The sequence below is a fragment of the Streptomyces sp. YKOK-I1 genome (genome assembly GCF_054660435.1).
This window is the reverse complement of record NZ_BAAGDR010000001.1, coordinates 4,786,470-4,804,728: the sequence shown is the minus strand read 5'-3', so window position 1 is coordinate 4,804,728 and position 18,259 is coordinate 4,786,470. Positions and strand designations below refer to the sequence as shown.

Sequence of the window (18,259 nt, the reverse complement as noted above, 5' to 3'; positions counted from 1 at the left end):
GGCCGTCGTGACGCTCTACATCGACCCCCCGAACTGGCCGGGCCACGGCCGGATGTGGTCCCACCTCGTCAGCGATGTCTCGTACGACGAACTGCACGCGTTCGCCGACGGGCTGGGCGTGCCCCGGCGCGCCTTCGAGCGGGACCACTACGACATCCCGTCGCACCGGTATGCCGAGGTGGTCGCCGCGGGCGCGGTCGAGGTGGGCAGCCGTGAGGTGGTGCGGCTGCTGCACGCGGCGGGGCTGCGCCGGCGCAAGGGCGGGGTCAGTCGGTGAAGACCGGCTCCATGGTGTGCCACCAGGCGGTGAGGCTGCTCTGGTCGGGGCCGGTGATCTGGACCAGGGCGGGACGGTCGTAGTAGCTGCAGAGGAAGACGTACTGCCCGGTGGTCGACAGGAAGCAGACGACGTCGCCCGCCGCCTGGCCGGTGTTGTTCTCGGACCAGCTGCCGCGCACGTTGACCTGGGTCTCGCAGTTCCCCTCGGGCATGTTGCCCGCGTAGCTCTGGAAGACGCTGTCCCGGTCGGTCTTCGTCCCGTACATCACGACGCTGGCCTTGCCGGTGCCGGTGACGCCGAACTGGTCGACGGTGGTGACCGTGCAGTACAGGGCGGCCGAGGCGCCCTGCCACAGGGTGTGCGAGCAGCTGTCGCGCGACCACTGGTCGGTGTTGAGCGAGTCGCGCAGATCGTGCTCGGCGAGGGTGAGGCCGTCGTCGGAGTACGGGGAGGGGCTGGAGTCGTCCGGGCCGGGGTCGTCCGGCGTCGGGGAGGGCGGGTCGCTGCTCGGGCTCCGGTCGTCCGGCGTGGGCACCGGCTCGGCGGGGGTGCTCACCCCGGGGCTGGGCGGCGGGTCCGCGCTGTCGCCCTTGGACTGCTGGGCCTGGAAGTAGAGGCTCACCAGGGCGATCACCGTGCTGATCACGATGCCGATGATGGTCCAGCGCACGCCCCGCCCGGCATGGGGGTCCGGCACGGGCGGTCCGGGTGGCGTGGCCGGGCCGTTGTGACTCATGACGCTCCCCCGCTTCCCCCGGCGTACACGGCCCGTGCGCGGCGCTGCCCGTGCGCGGCCCGTGCCGGAATTATCCGAAGCGCGTGGGGTGCGAGGGGAGCCGAAGGGCGGAAGATCGCCCCAGGCTACGCCAGGTCGAGGTCAGCCGCGCAGCTCATACGCGTATGTGCCCTCGCCCTCCCAGACCCGGACGAAACCGGTTCGTTCGAGTACGGCGCGGGAGGGGGCGTTGGCCTGTTCGACCGTGGCGAACAGGCGGCGTACGTCGTCCCGGGCGAGCGCCCAGCCGGCCAGCGTGCGCAGCGCCTCGGTGGCGTAGCCGTGGCCGCGGGCGCCGGGGACGAGGTCGTAGCCGATCTCCGTACGCCCGTCCTCGTCGGGCGCGGCGTGGAATCCCATGCTGCCGATCGCCCGGCGGTCCTCCTGGCGTACGACGACGTAGAGCCCGAAGCCGGGCCGCAGGACGCCGGTCTCATGGGCCCGGAACACCATTCCGGCGGCGTCGCGCGTGCCGTCGTAGGGGCTGCCGCCGAGCCAGTCGTAGCCGCCGTCGCCGCCGGACCAGAGATCGGCGAGGGCGGTGGGGGAGGCTCCTTCGAGGGTCAGCCGGGGGCCGGGGATACGGGTCACGACGCGAGCAGCTCCAGCTCGGACCGCAGGTTGTAGCGCGCGGTCGCCTCCCACTGCCGGGTCCCGTACGGCGTCCTGAACAGCCGGGGCAGATCGAGGAGCTGGCGCAGGATCGCGGCGCGCCCGGCGCGGAAGGCGTCGTTCGGCACGAAGTGGTACTCCTCGCGGACGGCGGCCGTGTAGGCGGCGTAGGCGGAGGGCGGCGCGGCGAGGATCGCGAGGTCGGCGTCGCACAGCACCTGCCCGTCGCGGTCCTCGTCGGCGGGATCGTGGGTGACGGTCAGCCGCACCAGCCGCGCCACCTCGGCGGTCCGCGCCTCCCCCACCCCCGCCTCGGGCAGCGCCCGCTCGGCCAGCCGGGCGGAGCGCTCCTCGTTCTCGGAGCGGTCGGGCAGATACACGGCGTCGTGGAACCAGGCGGCGAGCCGTACGGCGGCCGGGTCGTCCGCGTGCTCCTCCAGTACGTCGATGTGGTCCAGGACCGCCGAGAGGTGCTCGACGGTGTGGTACCGGCGCTGGGGTTCCCGCCAGCGGGTGAGGAGGGCGTCGGCGTAGGGCGCGGGGTCGGGGCCGTCGGCGGCCGGGGCCCTGGCTGCCTCCAGGGCGTGGGCGAAGCGGGTGCGCAGGGCGTCGAGGTCGGCCATGGGGTCATTCTCGCGTGGGGACCCCACGTATGGTGCAATTGGACTAGACAACTGGACTAGACCTGTTGTGAGGGTCGTGACGATGCTCGGTGAATGGGGTCCCATGAGTGAGCGTGCAGTGCTGGAGGTGATCGCCCTCGACGCCGAGGACGCGATCGCGGCCCGGGCCGGAGGCGCGGACCGCCTCGAACTGGTCACCGACATGGCCGCGGACGGCCTGACCCCACCCGTGGCGACCTTCACCGCCATCAGGTCCGCCGTGGACATCCCGCTGCGTGTGATGCTGCGCCTCGCGGACGGCTTCGCGGCGGGGGACGTCGACCGGCTCGTCCGCACCGCCCGCGAACTGCGGTCCGCCGGGGCCGAGGAGTTCGTCCTCGGCTTCCTCGACCCCGACGGCCAGGCCGACCTGGACACGGTGGAACGGCTCGTGGCGGAACTGGCCGGCTGCCGCTGGACCTTCCACCGCGCGATCGACCACGCGACGGACCGCGACGCCCTGCGCAAACAACTCGCCGACCTCCCCGGCCTGGACACCTACCTCACGGCAGGCTCCCCGAGGGGAGTCGACGAGGGCCTGCCGACGCTCCTGGCGGAGGCGGCCCGGGGAGGCGACCAGCAGCTCCTGGTGGGCGGGGGGCTGCGCCTGGACCATGTCCCGACCCTGAGAAAGGCGGGGGTGACCGCTTTTCACGTCGGCGGGGCGGCGCGGCCGGGGGGTTGGTCGGGGCCGGTGGCGGTGGGGGCGGTACAGAAATGGCGTGAAGTACTCGACGAACGCTGACCGCACTTACCCAGGGGCGCGGGGCTGTATCGATATGCGGCTCCGCCGCGTGGGCGCGACCAGCCCCCCACGCACCCGCACCCGGCGTCTACACCAGCTGGCCCGGCAGGGATACCGCATGGGTGACGATCAGCCCGGAGACGGCCCGGGTCAGCGCCACGTACAACCGCCGCAACCCCGTCCGCTCGTCCGGCTCCCCCTCCACGACCGCCGAAGGCTCGTCCAGCACGACATAGTCGTACTCCAGACCCTTCGCGAGCGACGCGGGCACCAGCGTCAGCCGGGTCTCGGCGGTCGTCTCCTCACCGGGGTCCAGATGGGAAAGCCCCGCCGACGCCAGCGCCGACGCCAGCTCGGCGACCCGCTCGTCCGCGGCGATCAGCCCGACCGACCCCTCGTTGCACAGCAACTCCGCGCAGGCGGCCACCACATCGGCGGCCCCCGCCACCGGCCGGAGATCGAAGAACCCGGGGTTCTCCCGCACGGAGGCGACCGGAGCGAGCCCGGGAGCGATGTGCGGGAGCAGCCGGGAGGCATAGGCGATGACATCGGTGGGCACGCGGAAACCGGCCGTCAGCTCCTCGATCACGCCGTCCGCCTTGCCGAGGTGGGCCAGGGCCTCGCCCCAACTCCGCGTCGCCCAGGGCGTGGTGCCCTGCGCCAGATCGCCGAGGACGGTCGCCGAGCCGGTGGTGCAGCGCCGCCCCACCGCCCGGTACTGCATCGGCGACAGATCCTGCGCCTCGTCCAGCACCACATGGCCCAGCGAGTGCGTGCGCTCCACGATGTCGGCCGCCTCGTCGATCAGCACGGCGTCCGCGGCCGACCACTTCGCGGACTTCACGCTCCGCACCGGCTTCGCCCACAGGATGGTCTTCTGCTCGTCCTCGTCGAGGATCCCGTCCGCGTGGACGGCGAGGAACTCCGCGTCGGTGAGCAGGCGCAGCACCAGTTTCGCCGGGTCGACGGGCGGCCAGACCTCCCTCACCACCGCCTTGACCGCGCTGCCCCGGGCCACCGCGTCCTGCACCCGGTCGTCCGGAGCCTCCCCGGACCGCTCCATCTGCACCAGCACGGCATGCGCGATGCGCTGCGGAAGAGCCTCGCGGGCGGCGCCGTAGCGGATCTTCCGGTCGAGCAACTCCCGGACGATGTCCTCCAGTTCGTACGCCGGGATACGCCAGCGGCGCGAGCCGCGCACCACGACGACCGGCTCGGTCGGCATCCGTACATGGGAGTACACGGCCCGCCTCAGGACCTCCGCCAGCCTCGCGTCGCCCTTGACGACCGCGGCGGGCGCCTCGTCCGTGCCGCGCACCTCGACATGCGCCACCAGGTCGTCCACGGTGGCCTGCCGGACCGTCAGCTCGCCCAGCGCGGGCAGCACCTGCTCGATGTAGTGGAGGAAGGACTTGTTCGGCCCGATGACGAGGGTGCCGGTGCGGGCCAGCCGCTCCCGGTGGGCGTAGAGGAGATAGGCGACCCGGTGCAGTCCCACGGCGGTCTTCCCGGTGCCCGGACCGCCCTGGACGCACACGGTCCCGCCCAGCCCGGACCGGACGATCTCGTCCTGCTCGGGCTGGATGGTGGCGACGATGTCCCGCATCGGACCGACACGCGGCCGCTCGATCTCCTGCTGGAGCAGCCTGCTGGTGCGGGCCGCCTCCTGCGGGTCGGAGAGGTGCTCGTCCTCGTACGCGGTGAGGTCGCCGCCGGTGTAGCCGAAGCGGCGCCGCAGCCCGACGTCCATCGGATCCTTCTTCGAGGCCCGGTAGAACGGCTGCGAGACCGGGGCGCGCCAGTCGATGACCATGGGGTCGCCGTCGCCGTCGTGCACATGGCGCCGCCCGATGTAGAAGCGCTCGCCCTCGGCGCCCTCCGCCTGATCGGCGCCCGGGGCGTGCAGATAGTCGAGGCGGCCGAAGAACAGCGGGGTGTCGCTCAGGTCGGCGAGCGCCTTGATGCGTTCGTCGATCTGGCGGGAGAGGACCTCGGCGTTCACCCAGTTCGCGGTGACGTCGCGGATGTCGAGGGCCTCGACGTCCTCCCGCATGGCCCGCAGGGCGGCCCGGGAGGAGGTGAGGTGGGCGCGCTCGCGGCCGAGGGGGTCGTCGTGGACGGACGTGGACAAGGAGGTGCCTCCGGGCCTGCTGGGGGTGGGCTACGGCGATGCCGTCCGGTTTCCGTCCGGGCGGCGGCACTCCGTGGAGGGAGGCGGGCAAGAGCGGAGATTTTAGGGGAGCGGCGAAGGGGAAAGCGAATGATTTCCCGCGCCCGATTCCCGGCCCGATTCCCGCGCCCGATTCCCGGCCCGATTCCCGGCCCGATTCCCGCGCCCGTGTCCGCCCCCTAGGGGAGGCCGTACCACCCCGGTGTACTCAGGTAGTACGCCAAGTGGGGACCTGGGGCCGATGCCCTCTTTATGCCTCTCCCGGCACCATGGAGACATGAGTACAGCGACCCTCACCCCGGCCCCTGGTCGCCCGTCCGGCGCGACTCCCCTTTCCGACGCCCACCGTCACCCCGTCGGCGACGCCCTGCACGCGATCAGGGTGTTCGTGGGCGCCGCCTTCGATGTCGTCATCCTCGGTGAGTACGGCGAGGAGGCCGGAGTCCGCCGCAGGCGGTGACCGCTCAGCCCTCGGCCAGCAGCTCGTCCGCGTCCATGATCCGGTAGGCGTACCCCTGTTCCGCCAGGAACCGCTGCCGGTGGGCCGCGAAGTCCTGGTCGATGGTGTCGCGGGCGACGACCGAGTAGAAGTGCGCCTGGTGACCGTCCGCCTTCGGGCGCAGCACCCGGCCCAGCCGCTGCGCCTCCTCCTGGCGGGAGCCGAAGGTGCCGGACACCTGGATGGCGACCGTCGCCTCGGGCAGGTCGATCGAGAAGTTCGCCACCTTCGACACCACCAGCACGCTGATCTCGCCCTCCCGGAAGGCGTCGAAGAGCTTCTCGCGCTGCGCGTTGGACGTCTCGCCCTTGATGACCGGCGCCCCGAGGTGCTCGCCCAGCTCGTCGAGCTGGTCGATGTACTGGCCGATGACGAGGATCTGCTGGCCCGCGAAGCGCCGCACGATCGCCTCCGTCACCTTCCGCTTGGTCGCGGTCGTCGCACAGAAGCGGTACTTCTCCTCCGCCTCGGCGGTCGCGTACGCCAGCCGCTCGGAGTCGGTGAGATTGACCCGTACCTCCACACAGTCCGCCGGCGCGATGTAGCCCTGCGCCTCGATCTCCTTCCACGGCGCGTCGAACCGCTTGGGGCCGATGAGGGAGAACACGTCCGACTCGCGGCCGTCCTCACGGACCAGGGTCGCGGTCAGACCGAGACGGCGGCGGGCCTGGAGGTCGGCGGTGAACTTGAAGACGGGCGCGGGCAGCAGGTGCACCTCGTCGTAGACGATGAGTCCCCAGTCCCGGGAGTCGAACAGCTCCAGGTGCGGATAGACGCCCTTCCGCCGGGTCGTCAGCACCTGGTAGGTGGCGATGGTGACCGGGCGGATCTCCTTGCGCGTCCCGCTGTACTCGCCGATCTCGTCCTCGGTCAGCGAGGTGCGCTTCACCAGCTCGTGCTTCCACTGCCGGGCCGAGACCGTGTTCGTGACGAGGATCAGCGTGGTCGACTTCGCCTGGGCCATCGACCCCGCGCCGACCAGCGTCTTGCCGGCCCCGCAGGGCAGGACCACGACCCCGCTCCCGCCGTGCCAGAAGTTCTCCACCGCCTGCTTCTGGTACGGCCTGAGCGCCCAGCCGTCCTCCGCCAGCTCGATCGGGTGCGCCTCGCCGTCCACGTACCCGGCGAGGTCCTCGGCCGGCCAGCCCAGCTTCAGCAGGGTCTGCTTGATCTGGCCGCGCTCCGAGGGGTGCACCACGACCGTGTCCGGGTCGAGCCGGGCGCCGACCAGCGGGGCGATCCGCTTGGAGCGCAGGATCTCCTCCAGCACCGGCCGGTCGGTCGTGGTCAGCACCAGCCCGTGCGCCGGGTGCTTGGACAGGGTCAGCCGGCCGTAGCGGTCCATCGTCTCGGCGATGTCCACGAGCAGCGCGTGCGGCACCGGGTAGCGGCTGTACTGCACCAGCGCGTCCACCACCTGCTCGGCGTCGTGCCCGGCCGCCCGCGCGTTCCACAGGCCCAGCGGGGTCACCCGGTAGGTGTGGATGTGCTCGGGCGCCCGCTCCAGCTCGGCGAACGGCGCGATGGCGCGACGGCAGTCGTCGGCCTGCTCGTGGTCGACCTCCAGGAGCAGGGTTTTGTCCGACTGGACGATCAGGCAGGACACACATACCTCCGGAGATAAGGTCGTCTCATGACAGAAACAACGCCTGTCACAGCACGGGCTATGCCCCGTGCCCGACGCCGGAAGGGCGTCCCGGCCAGCGCGCCGGGGATGCGCGCCGCTATCTATGTTCGCCTATCGCGCGAAACCGACGAGACGACTTCGCCGGAACGCCAGCGCGCGGCCGGTGAAGCGTTGTGCGAGGCACGCGGCTGGGAGGTCGTGGCCGCCGAGGAGGACATCGACGTCTCGGGCTTCTGCGCGGGCTCGACCGGCCGGGACTGCAACGCATCCTGACCAGGCTCGCCGAGCTGGACGTGATCGTGTTCTTCAAGATCGACCGGCTTGCGCGCTCGACGGTCGACTTCGCGGAGATCATGCGACTCGCCGAGCACCAGAGCGTCGCGCTCGCGTCGGCGACGGAGCCGCTCGACCTCACGTCGTCCATGGGCCGGGCCATGGCGAAGGTGATCGCGGTCTTCGCCGAGCTGGAGTCCGACACCATCGGTATGCGGGTGTCCAGCGCGCACGAGCACCTGCGCCGCGAGGGCCGCTACACCGGCGGACGGGTCCCGTACGGGTACATGGTCGTCCCCAACCCCAACGGAGCGGGCAAGGTCCTCGCGGTCAACGAGGACGAGGCCAAGACGATCAAGCGGATCGTGGAGCGGGTCCTGGCCAAGGACTCGCTCATGCAGATCATCAACGACCTCCAAGCAGTGGTGCACGACGACGCTGCGCAGCATGCTGGGCAGCCCTCAGTTGCTCGGCCAGGTCATCGAGGACGGAAAGCCGATCCTGCGGACGGACGGCCTGCCGCTGGTCAACCGGCCGCCGATCCTCGACACGGACACCTGGCAGGCGCTCCAGGACGAGTTGGAGCGCCGGGCCAACCCCGGTGAGAAGCGCCGGGAGGGTACGTCGCTGCTGCGCGGCATCATGCACTGCGGAGTCTGCGGCGAACGCATGTACACCTTCAGCGGGCGCAACGGTCAGCTTCGGTACCGGTGCATCGGTCCGCTGAAGTACCGCCGGCGGGCGGCCAAGGGGGAGGAGAAGCAGGGCGTGAAGTGCTACGGGCCGACCGTGGCGGGGGTGACCACCGAGGAGCACGTCACCGAGCAGTTCCTCGCGAGGTACGGGCACCTTTCCGTGATGCGGATGGTCCAGGAGGTGGGCGAGGACTTCCGCCCGCAGATCAGGCAGGCCGAGGAGGCGTTGGCCGACCTGCAAAAGGATCGCTATGACCGGGGCCTGTTCAGGGGCGACGACGGCGCGATCCGGTACGCGGAGCAGTACGCCAAGCTGGAAGAGCGCCTGGCGACCCTGAAGGAGAGGCAGCGAACGGCGAAGCCGGGCGGCGTGAAGGCGGAGCCGACGGGAGAGACGCACGCCGAGCAGTGGAAGCGCTCGGACGTGGCCGGTACGCGCGATTTGCTGTTGAACGCGGGCGGTTACGTGGAGGTGGCACCCGCGCGGCGTGGCGGCAAGAAGCTGGACACGTCGCGTCTGTCGGTGTACTTCGGCGAGGAGGGGCACACGCGGCGGGCGGCAGCGGCGAAGGAGAGCGAACGAGAGACCGGGGCGGCTGGCAGCCAGAGCTGACGCCGACGTCACCGGAGGGAGTCTTCGCCATCTTCGAACATGCAGGTCGGAGGCTCTGGCATGGGGCTCGCTCGGGATACTCATGCTGATCTCGGGCGGGAGTCGGCGATCTTGGCCATCCGTCATGTCCTCGGTCGAGGCTGTCACCCGCAGCCAGGTCTCTGTTGTATGTAGTGTGCGGAAATGACAAGAAGCGAGCGGCTCGCGGAGCAGTTGGACTGGCACTGGCGCACCAACCTGCGGCCACGGCTGGCGGGTCTTACCGATGAGGAGTACTTCTGGGAGCCGGTGCGCGGCTGCTGGAGCGTCCGCCCGCGTGGCATGTCGGCCGCACCGATGTCGGAGGGTTCGGGGGAGTGGACGATGGACTTTGCGACCCCTGGCCCGGCGCCGGTGCCGGCGCCGGTGACCACGATTGCCTGGCGGCTGGCGCACATCATTGTCTCGTGCCTGGGCTATCGGGTCGGATGGTACTTCGGCGGCCAGGACGTCGACTCCGAGACATTCGCCTACGCGGGGACCGCTGACGAGGCGCTGAAACAGCTCGATGAGATGTACGGGAGATGGAACGAGGGGGTCCGCTCGCTCTCGGACGCTGACCTGGAGAATCCACCCCCGGTGGGACCCGAGCGGTTTCCCATGGAGAACAGGGTCCTGCACGTCAATAGGGAGCTGATCCATCACGGCGCTGAGATTTCCCTGCTGCGGGACCTCTACCGCTGGCAGGACGGAGCCGTACCGCGCCGAATATGACCTTCGGTAACCGGCGATCGAGCTTCGGGAGCCACGTGGACTCCGTGACGCTCTTCACATCGACGTGGATCATGTGGCCGCCGGTCTCGGCCAGGTGCCTGCTCACGGTTCTTCGGCCGATTGGCGTGCCGGCCTGGGGTAGCTCGAAGGCGATCCTGGCCGCGGACCACTTGTGGGTGCGGCGCAGTTCTTCCGTGAGGTCGAGGATCTCGGACGGTGTCGCGGTGGGCTGGTGGTGAGGTGTAGAGGGATGGTCCTCAAGCCCGAGTTCGCCGTGTCGCCGATATCGGTTGACCCACTTCGATGCACATGCCCGGGAGATCCCCGTCTCGGCTGCAACGTGGGCGATGGGCCGCGTACGGCATCGCTCGACGAAGCGACGCCGTCCCTCCACGGTGAGGGGTGCGTTCCTGTGCGTCACGCAGCGGAACCAGGCGCAGAGGCTCGCCGTGACCGGTCCCGCCCGGTGATGGCTTCAGCGACCTCTTGGATGGCGCCGCGAAGAAGGTCACCGTAGGGGTCCTGAGGAAGGCCGGGGGCGTGCGTCTTGGCCGCGTTGATGTGCTCGGTGGCGGCTTCGAAGGAGCCGAGTCGGCGGTAGTTGTCGGCGAGGTTGAGGTGCAGGGAAGGATAGAAACCAGCGATGTGGAGGCCGGCGTGGTGCTCCTCGACGCGCTGCTCGGTCACGGCGTCGGCAGCGTCCAGGGCCCGGACGTCCCAGGCGAGGGCCTGGGCGGGATCTTCGTAGAGATCCGCCAGGTAGTGGGCGAGCGAGCAGCGGTGCAGCGGGTCACCGGTGACACCGATCGCAGACCACAGGCCCAGCAGTTTGCGGCGGGCGGAGGCGCTGTTACCGGCTCGGCCCTCGGCGACGGCGTGGCCTATTGCTTCCATGGTCGGGTCGGGGCCGGCGGGTGCGGTGGTCATGGGTTGTTCCTCGTCGTCTTTCTCAGGCGGAGTGGTCGGACTTGATGGGCATGGCCAGGGTGGTGAGATCGCCGCGGTCGGCGGAGCGGATCGCGACGGGCCGGTCGTGTCCCCGTAGGTCGAGCAGTACGTCGGGGCCGATCGCCGTGCTCACGGCGGGATGGAGCGTGGTCAGCTCGAACCAGATCTGGAGGGCCTGGCCCGCCGCGGTGGCCGGGAGTGGGATGTCGGGGTATCCGTCGTCCGCTGACATGACGCTCACTTCGTGGTCAGCGACGTGCAGCCCGATGCGCTCGCCGGGGTGTTCTTCCAAGGCTCGCAGGAGCAGATCCTTCGAGACCGTCGCGCGAGTCGTGATATCGCCCAGTGACGCGAGCATCAGCCGATAGTCGGGAAACTCCTCGGGCAGCAACCGACAGTGCCGGTCCTCTCGGTCGGCCACGCGGAACCAGATCCCGTTCGAGACCGCTTCCAGTCGCACCAGGGGGCTGCGGCGAATCTGGGCGACCGTAGTACGCAGCTCCTCGCCATTGACCGTGCCGGCCCACGTCTGGCTCGGCGGTTCAGCCGGCACCAGGGTTCGAGTGGAGAGCCGGTACCGGTCCGTCGCGGTCAGGGTGACCGCCTCAGGACCTGCCTCGATGCGCAGACCGGCGAGTGCTCGCATCCCGGGCTCATGCGCGGCCGCGGTCAGCACCTGCTCGACCGCATCCGCCAGCACGGGACCCTTCACCACCGCAAGGGGAAGACCCGGCGCATCGCCGAGCGCAGATTTGATGACAGCAGCCTTCTGCTGCACAGCCGCTGCATTCCCAACGACCTTTGCGACATGCTCATCGAGTAGCCGGGAAGCCTCGTCGGCCCCGGAACCAAGTACAGCCTCGACAGCGGCCAAGGGCATAGCGAGCTCGCGAAGCTGACGCAGCGCCGTCGCCCGAGCCACCTGGTCACTGCTGTAGTAGCGGTAGCCCGAGACCGGGTCGACTTCGGCAGGGGGCAGTAGCCCGGAGTCGGCATAGAACCGCAACGCGCTGGAGGTCAGACCACTGCGTTGGGCGAAGGCCCCGATCGGCATCAGCTCATCATTTGGCACCGCGCCATCATCAAGCTTCAACCAACTCGAAGGTCAACACCGACGAGCAGCGACACCAACCTCATGGCCGGCAACATCTAGAGGTAGCCACTCCACAGCTCGACGATCAGCGGTCCGTTCACGTGGTACGCACATCCGTCCGAGGCGGCCAAACGTCCAGTGTGCCCCATCCCGCGTGCAACCCCGAGCGCCTCTCGGCGGTCTTGTCCAGGGGAAGCCGCGCAGCGCGCGCGGCTCGGTGAGGAGCTCGCGGTGACTTCGGTACGCATCTGGGGACCCGGCGTCGGCGCTGTGGTGGTGCTGGTGGCGACCGGGGCGTGGGCGCGGGGGTCGAGTGCCGTGGACGCCGGTCTGTGGGCCTCCGTGCGCCCCGCGATCGAGGAGCGGCTCGTCGCGCGGTCCCAGGGGGACGGAGTCGGTGAGAGCGAGCCCGCGCTGAAGGCGCGCTGGTTCTGCGCGGCGCAGGCGCTGGATCTGCGGGAGGAAGGGAACCGGGTGCGGGCCGGTGTCGACACCCTGTGTGTGGAGTACGGGGTGCGGGACGGGGCGCTCCAGGAGTGCGCCGGGTCGCACTATCCCCAGGTGATGCGGCTGGCGCGGGAGGGCGAGGGGTATCGCGTCGTCGCCCAGGAGGAGCCCCCGGACGGGGCCGGGTACGCGGAGTGGGAGAAGGACCACTTCTCCGTTTTCGCCGAGTCGCGGTTGGACGGGGACGTGAGCTCGGCGGGGTTGGAGAGTGCGGCGCGGGCGCATTTCGGGCTGGGTGCCGATGCTGAGGTGGGGGACTGTTAGTCGTTCGGCCGCGGCATCGTTGTGGCTGATCGCGCAGTTCCCCGCGCCCCTGAGGGGCGCGGCTTGGTGGTCGGCTCCAGAAGTCCTTCGAGGGTCGATCACACTGTGGCCTGGTGGACGTTGTCGGCGGCCAGGTGGGCATGCGCGCCGCCGCGCCCGTAGGTGTGATTCACCCGCATTGCTCTCGCCTGGCCTGGTGCCGGGGTGGGATGGCAGCGGCAGCGGGCCTGGACGGAGGTCTTCTCGCCCGCGCTGATCACGTACTCGTCCGCGCCGAGCGGGATGCCGTCCCAGGTGTGGGCATACAGGTCCGGCACGCGCTCCGCCTTGGGCCGGAAGCCCGGGTCGGTGATGAAGATCCACGAGCGGTGCTGCCAGGGCTTGAGCGCGTTCTGGTCGAGCCAGCGGCGCACGGTGGACGCCGACAGGAAGGGCGCGATGCCACACTCAACGGCCTCGCGGGCCGGCTCCGGGCACGACCAGGGCGACAGCGGCGCGCCGGCCTCGGCCGGAAGCCGGCAGGCCGGCGCCTTGACCTGCGCAGCTTGCAACGCGGTGAAAGCGGCAGGCCGCCCAGGGTGCTTGCGGTCGGCCAGGCCTGGCAGGCCCAGGTCGGCGAACCGGCCTCGCCGCCCAGAGCACGATCTGCGCCCGCAGCCTGGCCCGGTACTCGGTCTTATGGCCCCAGGCCGCCTTCTTCAACCGGTGCCGCTCGGCGGCAGTCAGGACTATCGGGCGCGCGGCAGCAACAGGCAGGGCAGGCAAGCCGATCAGAAGAAGTGGGGCAGCGGGCCGAGGCGCTCACAGTGGATTCCGGAGGGCGCCGACAACGATCAGGCGGCTCAGGAGAGTTCGTGCCGAGTTCCGTCGGCGACTGCGTGGAGCTTGTCGGGGTTGGCCACGTTGTGGATGGTCGAGATGCGGCCTTCTGGATCGAAGTCGAAGGTCAGCGTGGCGACCACGCGGTCCGGGCCGCGGAAGACCACGCCCGGGCCGCCGTTGATCCAGGTGAGCTCTGTCCGCATCTGCCCGGGCTCGATGCCCTGGTAGGTCGCGGTGCCGAGCGCGGCGAACCAACGGGCCACGGTCTCCAGGCCGACGACCGGTTTGAGGGCCTGGCGGACCTTGCCGCCGCCATCGGTCCACAGCGTCACGTCCGGGGAGAGCAGCTCCATGAGGGTGTTGATGTCGCCGCCCGCCGTCGCTGCGAAGAACCGCTCGGTGACATCGCGTTGGCGGGCGCGGTCCGCGGTGAAACGGGGCCGGCGGGCCTGGACGTGCTCGCGGGCGCGGTGCGCGGCCTGCCGGACCGCCGCCTCCGAGCGTTCCACCGCCTCCGCGATCTCCGCATGGCTGAAGGCGAAGACCTCCTTCAGCACGAAGACCGCGCGCTCCAGGGGACTCAGCGTCTCCAGCACAACCAGCAGGGCCATGGAGACCGAGTCCGTCGTGGCGACGCCGTCAGCTGTGTCCGGGCCGGTGAGGATCGGCTCGGGGAGCCATGGCCCGACGTAGGTCTCGCGCTGGTGGCGAGTCGAACGAAGCCGCTCCATCGCCAGGTTGGAGACGATCCGGGTCAGGTAGGCCTTGGGATCGGCGACCTGGGAACGGTCGGCCGCCGACCACTTGAGCCAGGCGTCCTGGACCACGTCCTCGGCGTCGGCGGCGGTGCCGAGGATGCGGTAGGCGACGGAGAAGAGCAGGGTGCGGTACTGCTGGAAGGCAACCTGGTCGGGGCCGGCCTGCTGCGGCTGGGTCACTTGGCGCTCCGAATCCGGGTGTAGCGGCCGCCGTGCGGCCAGAGGGCGCCCGAGGCGGGCATCTTCTTCATGCGGGCGAAGGTCGGCCATGGCGCGGCGGTGACCGTCTCCTTGTACTTTGCGGCTCGCTTGCCGGTCAGCACGAGCCGGCGCGGGCTGTCGTCGGGGTGGGTGAACTGCACGACGGCGTCGCTCCGGCCCAGGCTGACAGGTGTGTGGTAGTAGCCGAAACGGAAGGGTTTGGGCTGCTTGCCGACCAGCACCCGCAGGATCGAGAGGGCCGCGTGTACGCCGGTGGGCATACCGCTCTGACAGGTCCCGTGCATCACGCCGTAGCCCTGACGGATCGCCGCCGCGTCGCCCACGGCATAGACGTCCGGGTGGGATACCGAGCGCAGCGCGCTGTCGGTGACCACACGGCCGTGCTCGTCGACGGTCAGGCCCGCGGCGGCCGCCAGCGGCGGGACACGGGTGCCGCTGGCCCACAGCACCGCGTCCGCCCGGATGCTGGAGCCGTCCGCAAGCTCGACGTTGTTCGGCAGCACCTTGGCCACCTCGACGCCGCTGCGCACCTGCACGCCGAGCCGGGCGAGCGCCGCGTCCAGGTAGGCCTTGGCCTTCGGGTGCATGCTCGCGCCCGGCTCCTGCCGGCCCAGCAGCACCACCCGGAGTTCCGGGTGCCGCTCGGCGATCTCCGCGGCGGCCTCGACGCCGGTGAGGCCGCTGCCGCCGACCACGACGGTGCCGCCGTCGAGCCGGGTCAGCCGGTCGGCGAGGAGGGCTGCGTCCTCCGGACTGTTGAGGGTGTAGGCGTGGTCGTCCACGCCGGGGACGGCGACGGTGTCCGCGATGCTGCCCAGGCCGTAGACCAGGGTGTCGTAGCGCAGGACCCGGTCGTCGTCGATCCGGACGGTCTTCGCCTCGGCGTCCACGGCGGTGACCCAGCCACGGACGAAGGCGGCGCCGGTGCCGTCCAGCAGCCCCGGGATGTTCATCTCGGCCGTCTCCTGACCAGTGGCGGTCATGTGCAGTCGGAGCCGCTCGGTGAAGGTGTCGTAGGGGTTGACCAGTGTCACTCGCAGGTTCCCGCGTTTCCTGGTGCGGGCCGCAAGCTGGATCGCGGCGGAGAGCCCGGCGTAGCCGGCGCCCAGGACCAGAACCTCGTGCTGCTGCGCTGCTGTCGCGTTCATCGCTCTGCTGTCTCTTTCGCGTCGGTCGTACCCGCTGTGCGGACGACCACCAGACGCAAGCTGCCCTTCCGTTCGTGACATGGGGTCGATGTGACCTGCATCACATCGAGAGCAGGGAGTGTGAGGCATCAGCACTTCGCTCGAAACGAACCGCCCCCACATCACCGATCGCCATCACTTCTGGAGCCGACCACTTAGTCGTCCGCCAGCTCCGCCACCCCCGTGATCCGGTGCAGCGGGTACGTCCTCACCTCGTCCGCCGTGTGGTCGTACGCCGTGACGAAGCCGCCCTCCACCCGTACGGGGGCGATGACGCGCTGGCTGGCGGAGCCCTCCGCGTTGACGTAGCCGATCCAGAGGGCCTCGCCGGTCAGGACGGCGGCCTGCATGGTGGCCAGGGTCTCGGCGGGGCTGGTGCGGGGGAGTTCGCCGGGGGCGAGCGCGGTCGCCGTGCCCGTGGGTTTGCGGGGGGCCGTCGAGGCCAGGTCGCCCGCCCGGATCGCCCGGACCGCCGCCGTGAGGAGGGTCGCGTCGGGGACCGGGGGACCGTCGGGGACCGGCTCGGGGGCCGTGCGGGGCGGGGTGCGGTGGGCGTGGGCGCGGGTGATCAGGACATCGCCCTCGGCGGACTCGGCGGCGGGGGCGTACCCCATCGCCCGCAGCCCTTCGAGGAGGGTCGCGGGATCGGCCTGGGCCGCGAGCACCGTCGGGGCGAGGCGGCGCAGCCGCAGCGCGCCCGCCCGCTTGTCGGCGAGGATCTCGTTCAGCACGGTGTCGTCGTCGCAGCGGACGTACGCCGAGGCCGCGCCCACCCGCAGCTGCCCGTGCCGGCGCGCCACGTCGTCGATCAGATAGGCGAGCGGCTGCGGCACCGGCGTACGCGAGTGCTGGGCGAGGAAGGCGTGCAGGTCGGAGGCGCTGCGGCCGGCGTCCAGGGCGCGGCGTACGGAGCCGGGCGTGAAGCGGTAGACGGTCGCGCCGCCCTTGGACTCCACGTCGGCGAGCACGCCCAGCACCTCGGCGAGCGGGCGGCGCAGGGGGCCGGGGGCCACGGCCGTGAGGTCCGCCTGGAGCAGGACGTGGTCCAGGGGCTCGGGCAGCAGCGGGGCCAGGAGACGGGCCGCGGCCGCGACGGCCATGGCCTGCTCGGGCGGGGACAGCGGGGCGAGGGGGGCGGCCGTGCGGTGGTGGTGGACCGGGAGCTTGTCGCCCGGACCCTCCGGTTCCGGGTGCCGGCCGGGGGCGGCCGGTGACCCGCCGATCAGGGCCCGGCCCTGTGCCGACAGCGCGCCGCGTCCGGTCACACCGAGCAGCTCGGCCTCGGTGAGCGTCCAGCGGGCCAAACGGGAGCGGAGGTCGTCCTCGCCCTGGGGAGCGGGAGAGGCGGTCTGCGGGCCGCGCAGGGGGCGTTCCCAGCGGAGCCGGGCCAGGACCGCCCCGGGGTCCGGTGCGGCGCCCTCCGGCAGGGCGGCCAGCAGCGACAGCACCCGGTGGCGCACCTCGGGCGCGGCGGAGCGGTCGAGGCCGGGGCCGAGCGCCGACAGCGCCCGCTCCTTGGCGTCCCGCCCGCCGACCACACCGGACGTCCGGGTCGCCGCCAGCCACGCCTGGGCGAGCTGTGCCCAGCGCTCGGCGGCGGGCCGCTCCAGCCACTCGTCGTACGCCGGGGTCGCCGCGTACCGCTCGTCGGCCTCGCCGTCGGAGGCGATCAGCCCGGCGGCGTACGCCAGCTCCACCCAGAAGGCCGCGACCGGCTCCGGTACGTCGAGGGCGACGGCGGTCCGCTTCAGGTCCCGCACACTCAGCCCGCCGGCCCGCAGCACCGCGGGGCCGCCCTCGTCCCAGTCCTTCAGCAGCTCCTCCACCGTCGCCAGCGCGGTGTACGCCTGCCCGGCCGCCGTACCGTCCACCACCTGTGGACGGTGGGCGGCGGCCGGCTCCACGGCGGGCGGCAGCGGCTCCGGCGCCCGGTGCGCCCGTCCGGCCCGCAGATGCAGGGCGACCTCGCGGGGGAGGACGACCGTGCCGGGTGCCGTCGGCAGCAGCAGGGCACGGTCCAGCAGCCAGCGCAGCCGCGGCGCGGGATCATGGGTGACCTGGCCGTACGGCGGGCCCCACACCAGCCGCTCCAGCACCTCCAGGGACTCCGCCGGAGCCTTGGCCAGCAGGGCCTTCATCTTCCTGCGGTGGGTGAAGAGAGAGGTCAGCGCCTCCACGGCGGACACCGAGTCGTGCGTGGACGGCAGCCCGGCCGTCGCCACGATCTCCTGGATCCGGCCCGGTGACATCCCCGCCGTCGCCTCCCGCACACTCGGGCCGAGGCCGGTGGGGGACGGATGCTGCGGCGACGGGGCCAGCAGCTCACGGGCGGTGCGCACCAGACGCAGACGGTCGTCGGCGCCCCACACCAGCGCCTGCTCGCGCAGCGCCGCGAGGGCGGCGGGCAGCGCGGCCGACACCTCCGGGTCGCGGGCGTCCCCGGCCATCAGGCCGAGCAGTTCGTCGTACGACGACGGGTCAGCGGCCACCGCCAGCGCCTCCGCGGTCTGCAGGGCGAACCGGTCGAGCCGCTCCAGCGCGCGTACCACGGAGGCACGGGTGCCGGCCCGGGTGGCGAGCTGGGTGAGGTCGCCGGGGACCGGGGTGACGAGGTCGGGGCGGCTGCGCAGGAGGGCGGCCAGGGAGGCGTCGTCCCTGCCGCGGAGCGCTTCCGCGAGGGACCGGGGGGCCGGGTGGTCCTCGGTGCTCATCTTGCCCACGTTAGCGGGTCGCCGTTCCCGGGGGCTGCGCCGC

The 18,259-nt window shown here is 71.5% G+C and carries 19 protein-coding genes and 1 pseudogene; 8 read left to right on the top strand and 12 right to left on the bottom strand.

From position 1 onward, the window contains the following. The first annotated feature begins 7 nt into the window (after positions 1–7). The gene (locus ACYQ8Q_RS21040) at positions 8–277 is read left to right on the top strand and encodes a DUF4031 domain-containing protein (RefSeq protein ID WP_358985401.1); all 270 of its coding nucleotides are present in this window, start codon (positions 8–10) and stop codon (positions 275–277) included. On the opposite strand, the gene ACYQ8Q_RS21035 is transcribed toward ACYQ8Q_RS21040, so the two are convergent. From ACYQ8Q_RS21035 to ACYQ8Q_RS21025, 3 genes are all read right to left on the bottom strand, one after another. Next, positions 267–1,016 (bottom strand): hypothetical protein, encoded by a 750-nt coding sequence (locus tag ACYQ8Q_RS21035; protein WP_460067008.1) that lies wholly within the window; start codon positions 1,014–1,016, stop codon positions 267–269. The genes ACYQ8Q_RS21040 and ACYQ8Q_RS21035 overlap by 11 nt on opposite strands. Positions 1,017–1,157: 141 nt before the next feature. After that, positions 1,158–1,646, bottom strand: a complete 489-nt coding sequence (locus ACYQ8Q_RS21030) for a GNAT family N-acetyltransferase (protein ID WP_460067007.1) — start codon at positions 1,644–1,646, stop codon at positions 1,158–1,160. Next, a complete protein-coding gene (locus ACYQ8Q_RS21025; RefSeq protein WP_460067006.1) occupies positions 1,643–2,290 on the bottom strand; it encodes an HD domain-containing protein in 648 nt (215 codons plus the stop codon). The genes ACYQ8Q_RS21030 and ACYQ8Q_RS21025 overlap by 4 nt, the downstream gene beginning before the upstream one ends. 103 nt (positions 2,291–2,393) lie before the next feature. On the opposite strand from ACYQ8Q_RS21025, the gene ACYQ8Q_RS21020 reads away from it, so the two are divergent. Beyond that, positions 2,394–3,074, top strand: a complete 681-nt coding sequence (locus ACYQ8Q_RS21020; protein WP_460067004.1) for a copper homeostasis protein CutC — start codon at positions 2,394–2,396, stop codon at positions 3,072–3,074. A gap of 88 nt (positions 3,075–3,162) precedes the next feature. Here ACYQ8Q_RS21020 and ACYQ8Q_RS21015 read toward each other — a convergent pair whose 3' ends face one another. After that, complete coding sequence (locus tag ACYQ8Q_RS21015) at positions 3,163–5,127, bottom strand: HelD family protein (RefSeq protein ID WP_460073432.1); 1,965 nt, start codon at positions 5,125–5,127, stop codon at positions 3,163–3,165. Between the two features lie 394 nt (positions 5,128–5,521). Here ACYQ8Q_RS21015 and ACYQ8Q_RS21010 point away from each other — a divergent pair, with 394 nt between their 5' ends. After that, entirely contained in the window at positions 5,522–5,704 is a 183-nt protein-coding gene (locus ACYQ8Q_RS21010) for a hypothetical protein (protein ID WP_460067003.1), read from the top strand. Between the two features lie 4 nt (positions 5,705–5,708). On the opposite strand, the gene ACYQ8Q_RS21005 is transcribed toward ACYQ8Q_RS21010, so the two are convergent. Continuing rightward, positions 5,709–7,349 (bottom strand): DNA repair helicase XPB, encoded by a 1,641-nt coding sequence (locus ACYQ8Q_RS21005; protein WP_460067002.1) that lies wholly within the window; start codon positions 7,347–7,349, stop codon positions 5,709–5,711. A gap of 108 nt (positions 7,350–7,457) precedes the next feature. On the opposite strand from ACYQ8Q_RS21005, the gene ACYQ8Q_RS21000 reads away from it, so the two are divergent. The 4 genes from ACYQ8Q_RS21000 to ACYQ8Q_RS20985 all read left to right on the top strand — a co-directional run bounded on the left by ACYQ8Q_RS21000 (position 7,458) and on the right by ACYQ8Q_RS20985 (position 9,704). Beyond that, a complete protein-coding gene (locus ACYQ8Q_RS21000; protein WP_460067000.1) occupies positions 7,458–7,643 on the top strand; it encodes a recombinase family protein in 186 nt (61 codons plus the stop codon). Between the two features lie 20 nt (positions 7,644–7,663). Beyond that, positions 7,664–8,248 (top strand): recombinase family protein, encoded by a 585-nt coding sequence (locus ACYQ8Q_RS20995; RefSeq protein WP_460066999.1) that lies wholly within the window; start codon positions 7,664–7,666, stop codon positions 8,246–8,248. Beyond that, on the top strand, positions 8,223–8,951 hold the full coding sequence (locus ACYQ8Q_RS20990) for a recombinase zinc ribbon domain-containing protein (protein WP_460073430.1): 729 nt from the start codon (positions 8,223–8,225) through the stop codon (positions 8,949–8,951). Before ACYQ8Q_RS20995 ends, ACYQ8Q_RS20990 begins: the two co-directional genes overlap by 26 nt. Before the next feature lie 183 nt (positions 8,952–9,134). Beyond that, positions 9,135–9,704: a DinB family protein gene (locus ACYQ8Q_RS20985; protein ID WP_460066998.1), complete on the top strand. Its 570-nt coding sequence runs from the start codon at positions 9,135–9,137 to the stop codon at positions 9,702–9,704. 88 nt (positions 9,705–9,792) lie between these two features. On the opposite strand, the pseudogene ACYQ8Q_RS20980 reads toward ACYQ8Q_RS20985, so the two are convergent. From ACYQ8Q_RS20980 to ACYQ8Q_RS20970, 3 genes and pseudogenes are all read right to left on the bottom strand, one after another. Further along, positions 9,793–10,125 (bottom strand): annotated as a pseudogene (locus ACYQ8Q_RS20980) (helix-turn-helix domain-containing protein); the annotation flags it as partial. Beyond that, positions 10,122–10,631 (bottom strand): hypothetical protein, encoded by a 510-nt coding sequence (locus ACYQ8Q_RS20975; protein WP_460066996.1) that lies wholly within the window; start codon positions 10,629–10,631, stop codon positions 10,122–10,124. The gene ACYQ8Q_RS20975 and the pseudogene ACYQ8Q_RS20980, both read right to left, overlap by 4 nt. A 22-nt stretch (positions 10,632–10,653) precedes the next feature. Further along, on the bottom strand, positions 10,654–11,724 hold the full coding sequence (locus tag ACYQ8Q_RS20970) for a DNA polymerase III subunit beta family protein (protein WP_460073429.1): 1,071 nt from the start codon (positions 11,722–11,724) through the stop codon (positions 10,654–10,656). Positions 11,725–11,976: 252 nt separating this feature from the next. Between ACYQ8Q_RS20970 and ACYQ8Q_RS20965 the strand changes: the two genes are divergently transcribed. Then, positions 11,977–12,516: a hypothetical protein gene (locus ACYQ8Q_RS20965; RefSeq protein ID WP_460066995.1), complete on the top strand. Its 540-nt coding sequence runs from the start codon at positions 11,977–11,979 to the stop codon at positions 12,514–12,516. Between the two features lie 98 nt (positions 12,517–12,614). Here ACYQ8Q_RS20965 and ACYQ8Q_RS20960 read toward each other — a convergent pair whose 3' ends face one another. The 4 genes from ACYQ8Q_RS20960 to ACYQ8Q_RS20945 all read right to left on the bottom strand — a co-directional run bounded on the left by ACYQ8Q_RS20960 (position 12,615) and on the right by ACYQ8Q_RS20945 (position 18,216). Next, entirely contained in the window at positions 12,615–13,196 is a 582-nt protein-coding gene (locus tag ACYQ8Q_RS20960) for a helix-turn-helix domain-containing protein (RefSeq protein ID WP_460073428.1), read from the bottom strand. A gap of 162 nt (positions 13,197–13,358) precedes the next feature. Beyond that, the gene (locus ACYQ8Q_RS20955; RefSeq protein ID WP_460066993.1) at positions 13,359–14,276 is read right to left on the bottom strand and encodes an RNA polymerase sigma-70 factor; all 918 of its coding nucleotides are present in this window, start codon (positions 14,274–14,276) and stop codon (positions 13,359–13,361) included. Next, positions 14,273–15,466, bottom strand: coding sequence for an NAD(P)/FAD-dependent oxidoreductase (locus tag ACYQ8Q_RS20950; RefSeq protein ID WP_460066992.1), 1,194 nt, complete (start codon positions 15,464–15,466; stop codon positions 14,273–14,275). The genes ACYQ8Q_RS20955 and ACYQ8Q_RS20950 overlap by 4 nt, the downstream gene beginning before the upstream one ends. A 194-nt stretch (positions 15,467–15,660) precedes the next feature. Next, positions 15,661–18,216 carry a helicase-associated domain-containing protein gene (locus ACYQ8Q_RS20945; protein ID WP_460066990.1) on the bottom strand — a complete coding sequence of 852 codons (2,556 nt, stop codon included), beginning with the start codon at positions 18,214–18,216 and terminating at the stop codon, positions 15,661–15,663. Positions 18,217–18,259 lie beyond the last annotated feature (43 nt).

What these genes read in the sequence shown, in the direction of transcription:
- ACYQ8Q_RS21015 (WP_460073432.1), bottom strand. Translation starts at nt 5,127, where the DNA reads ATGCGGGAGGACGTCGAGGCCCTCGACATCCGCGACGTCACCGCGAAC.
- ACYQ8Q_RS20950 (WP_460066992.1), bottom strand. Translation starts at nt 15,466, where the DNA reads ATGAACGCGACAGCAGCGCAGCAGCACGAGGTTCTGGTCCTGGGCGCC.
- ACYQ8Q_RS21035 (WP_460067008.1), bottom strand. Translation starts at nt 1,016, where the DNA reads ATGAGTCACAACGGCCCGGCCACGCCACCCGGACCGCCCGTGCCGGAC.
- ACYQ8Q_RS20975 (WP_460066996.1), bottom strand. Translation starts at nt 10,631, where the DNA reads ATGACCACCGCACCCGCCGGCCCCGACCCGACCATGGAAGCAATAGGC.
- ACYQ8Q_RS20985 (WP_460066998.1), top strand. Translation starts at nt 9,135, where the DNA reads ATGACAAGAAGCGAGCGGCTCGCGGAGCAGTTGGACTGGCACTGGCGC.
- ACYQ8Q_RS21010 (WP_460067003.1), top strand. Translation starts at nt 5,522, where the DNA reads ATGAGTACAGCGACCCTCACCCCGGCCCCTGGTCGCCCGTCCGGCGCG.
- ACYQ8Q_RS21000 (WP_460067000.1), top strand. Translation starts at nt 7,458, where the DNA reads ATGCGCGCCGCTATCTATGTTCGCCTATCGCGCGAAACCGACGAGACG.
- ACYQ8Q_RS21025 (WP_460067006.1), bottom strand. Translation starts at nt 2,290, where the DNA reads ATGGCCGACCTCGACGCCCTGCGCACCCGCTTCGCCCACGCCCTGGAG.
- ACYQ8Q_RS21020 (WP_460067004.1), top strand. Translation starts at nt 2,394, where the DNA reads ATGAGTGAGCGTGCAGTGCTGGAGGTGATCGCCCTCGACGCCGAGGAC.
- ACYQ8Q_RS20945 (WP_460066990.1), bottom strand. Translation starts at nt 18,216, where the DNA reads ATGAGCACCGAGGACCACCCGGCCCCCCGGTCCCTCGCGGAAGCGCTC.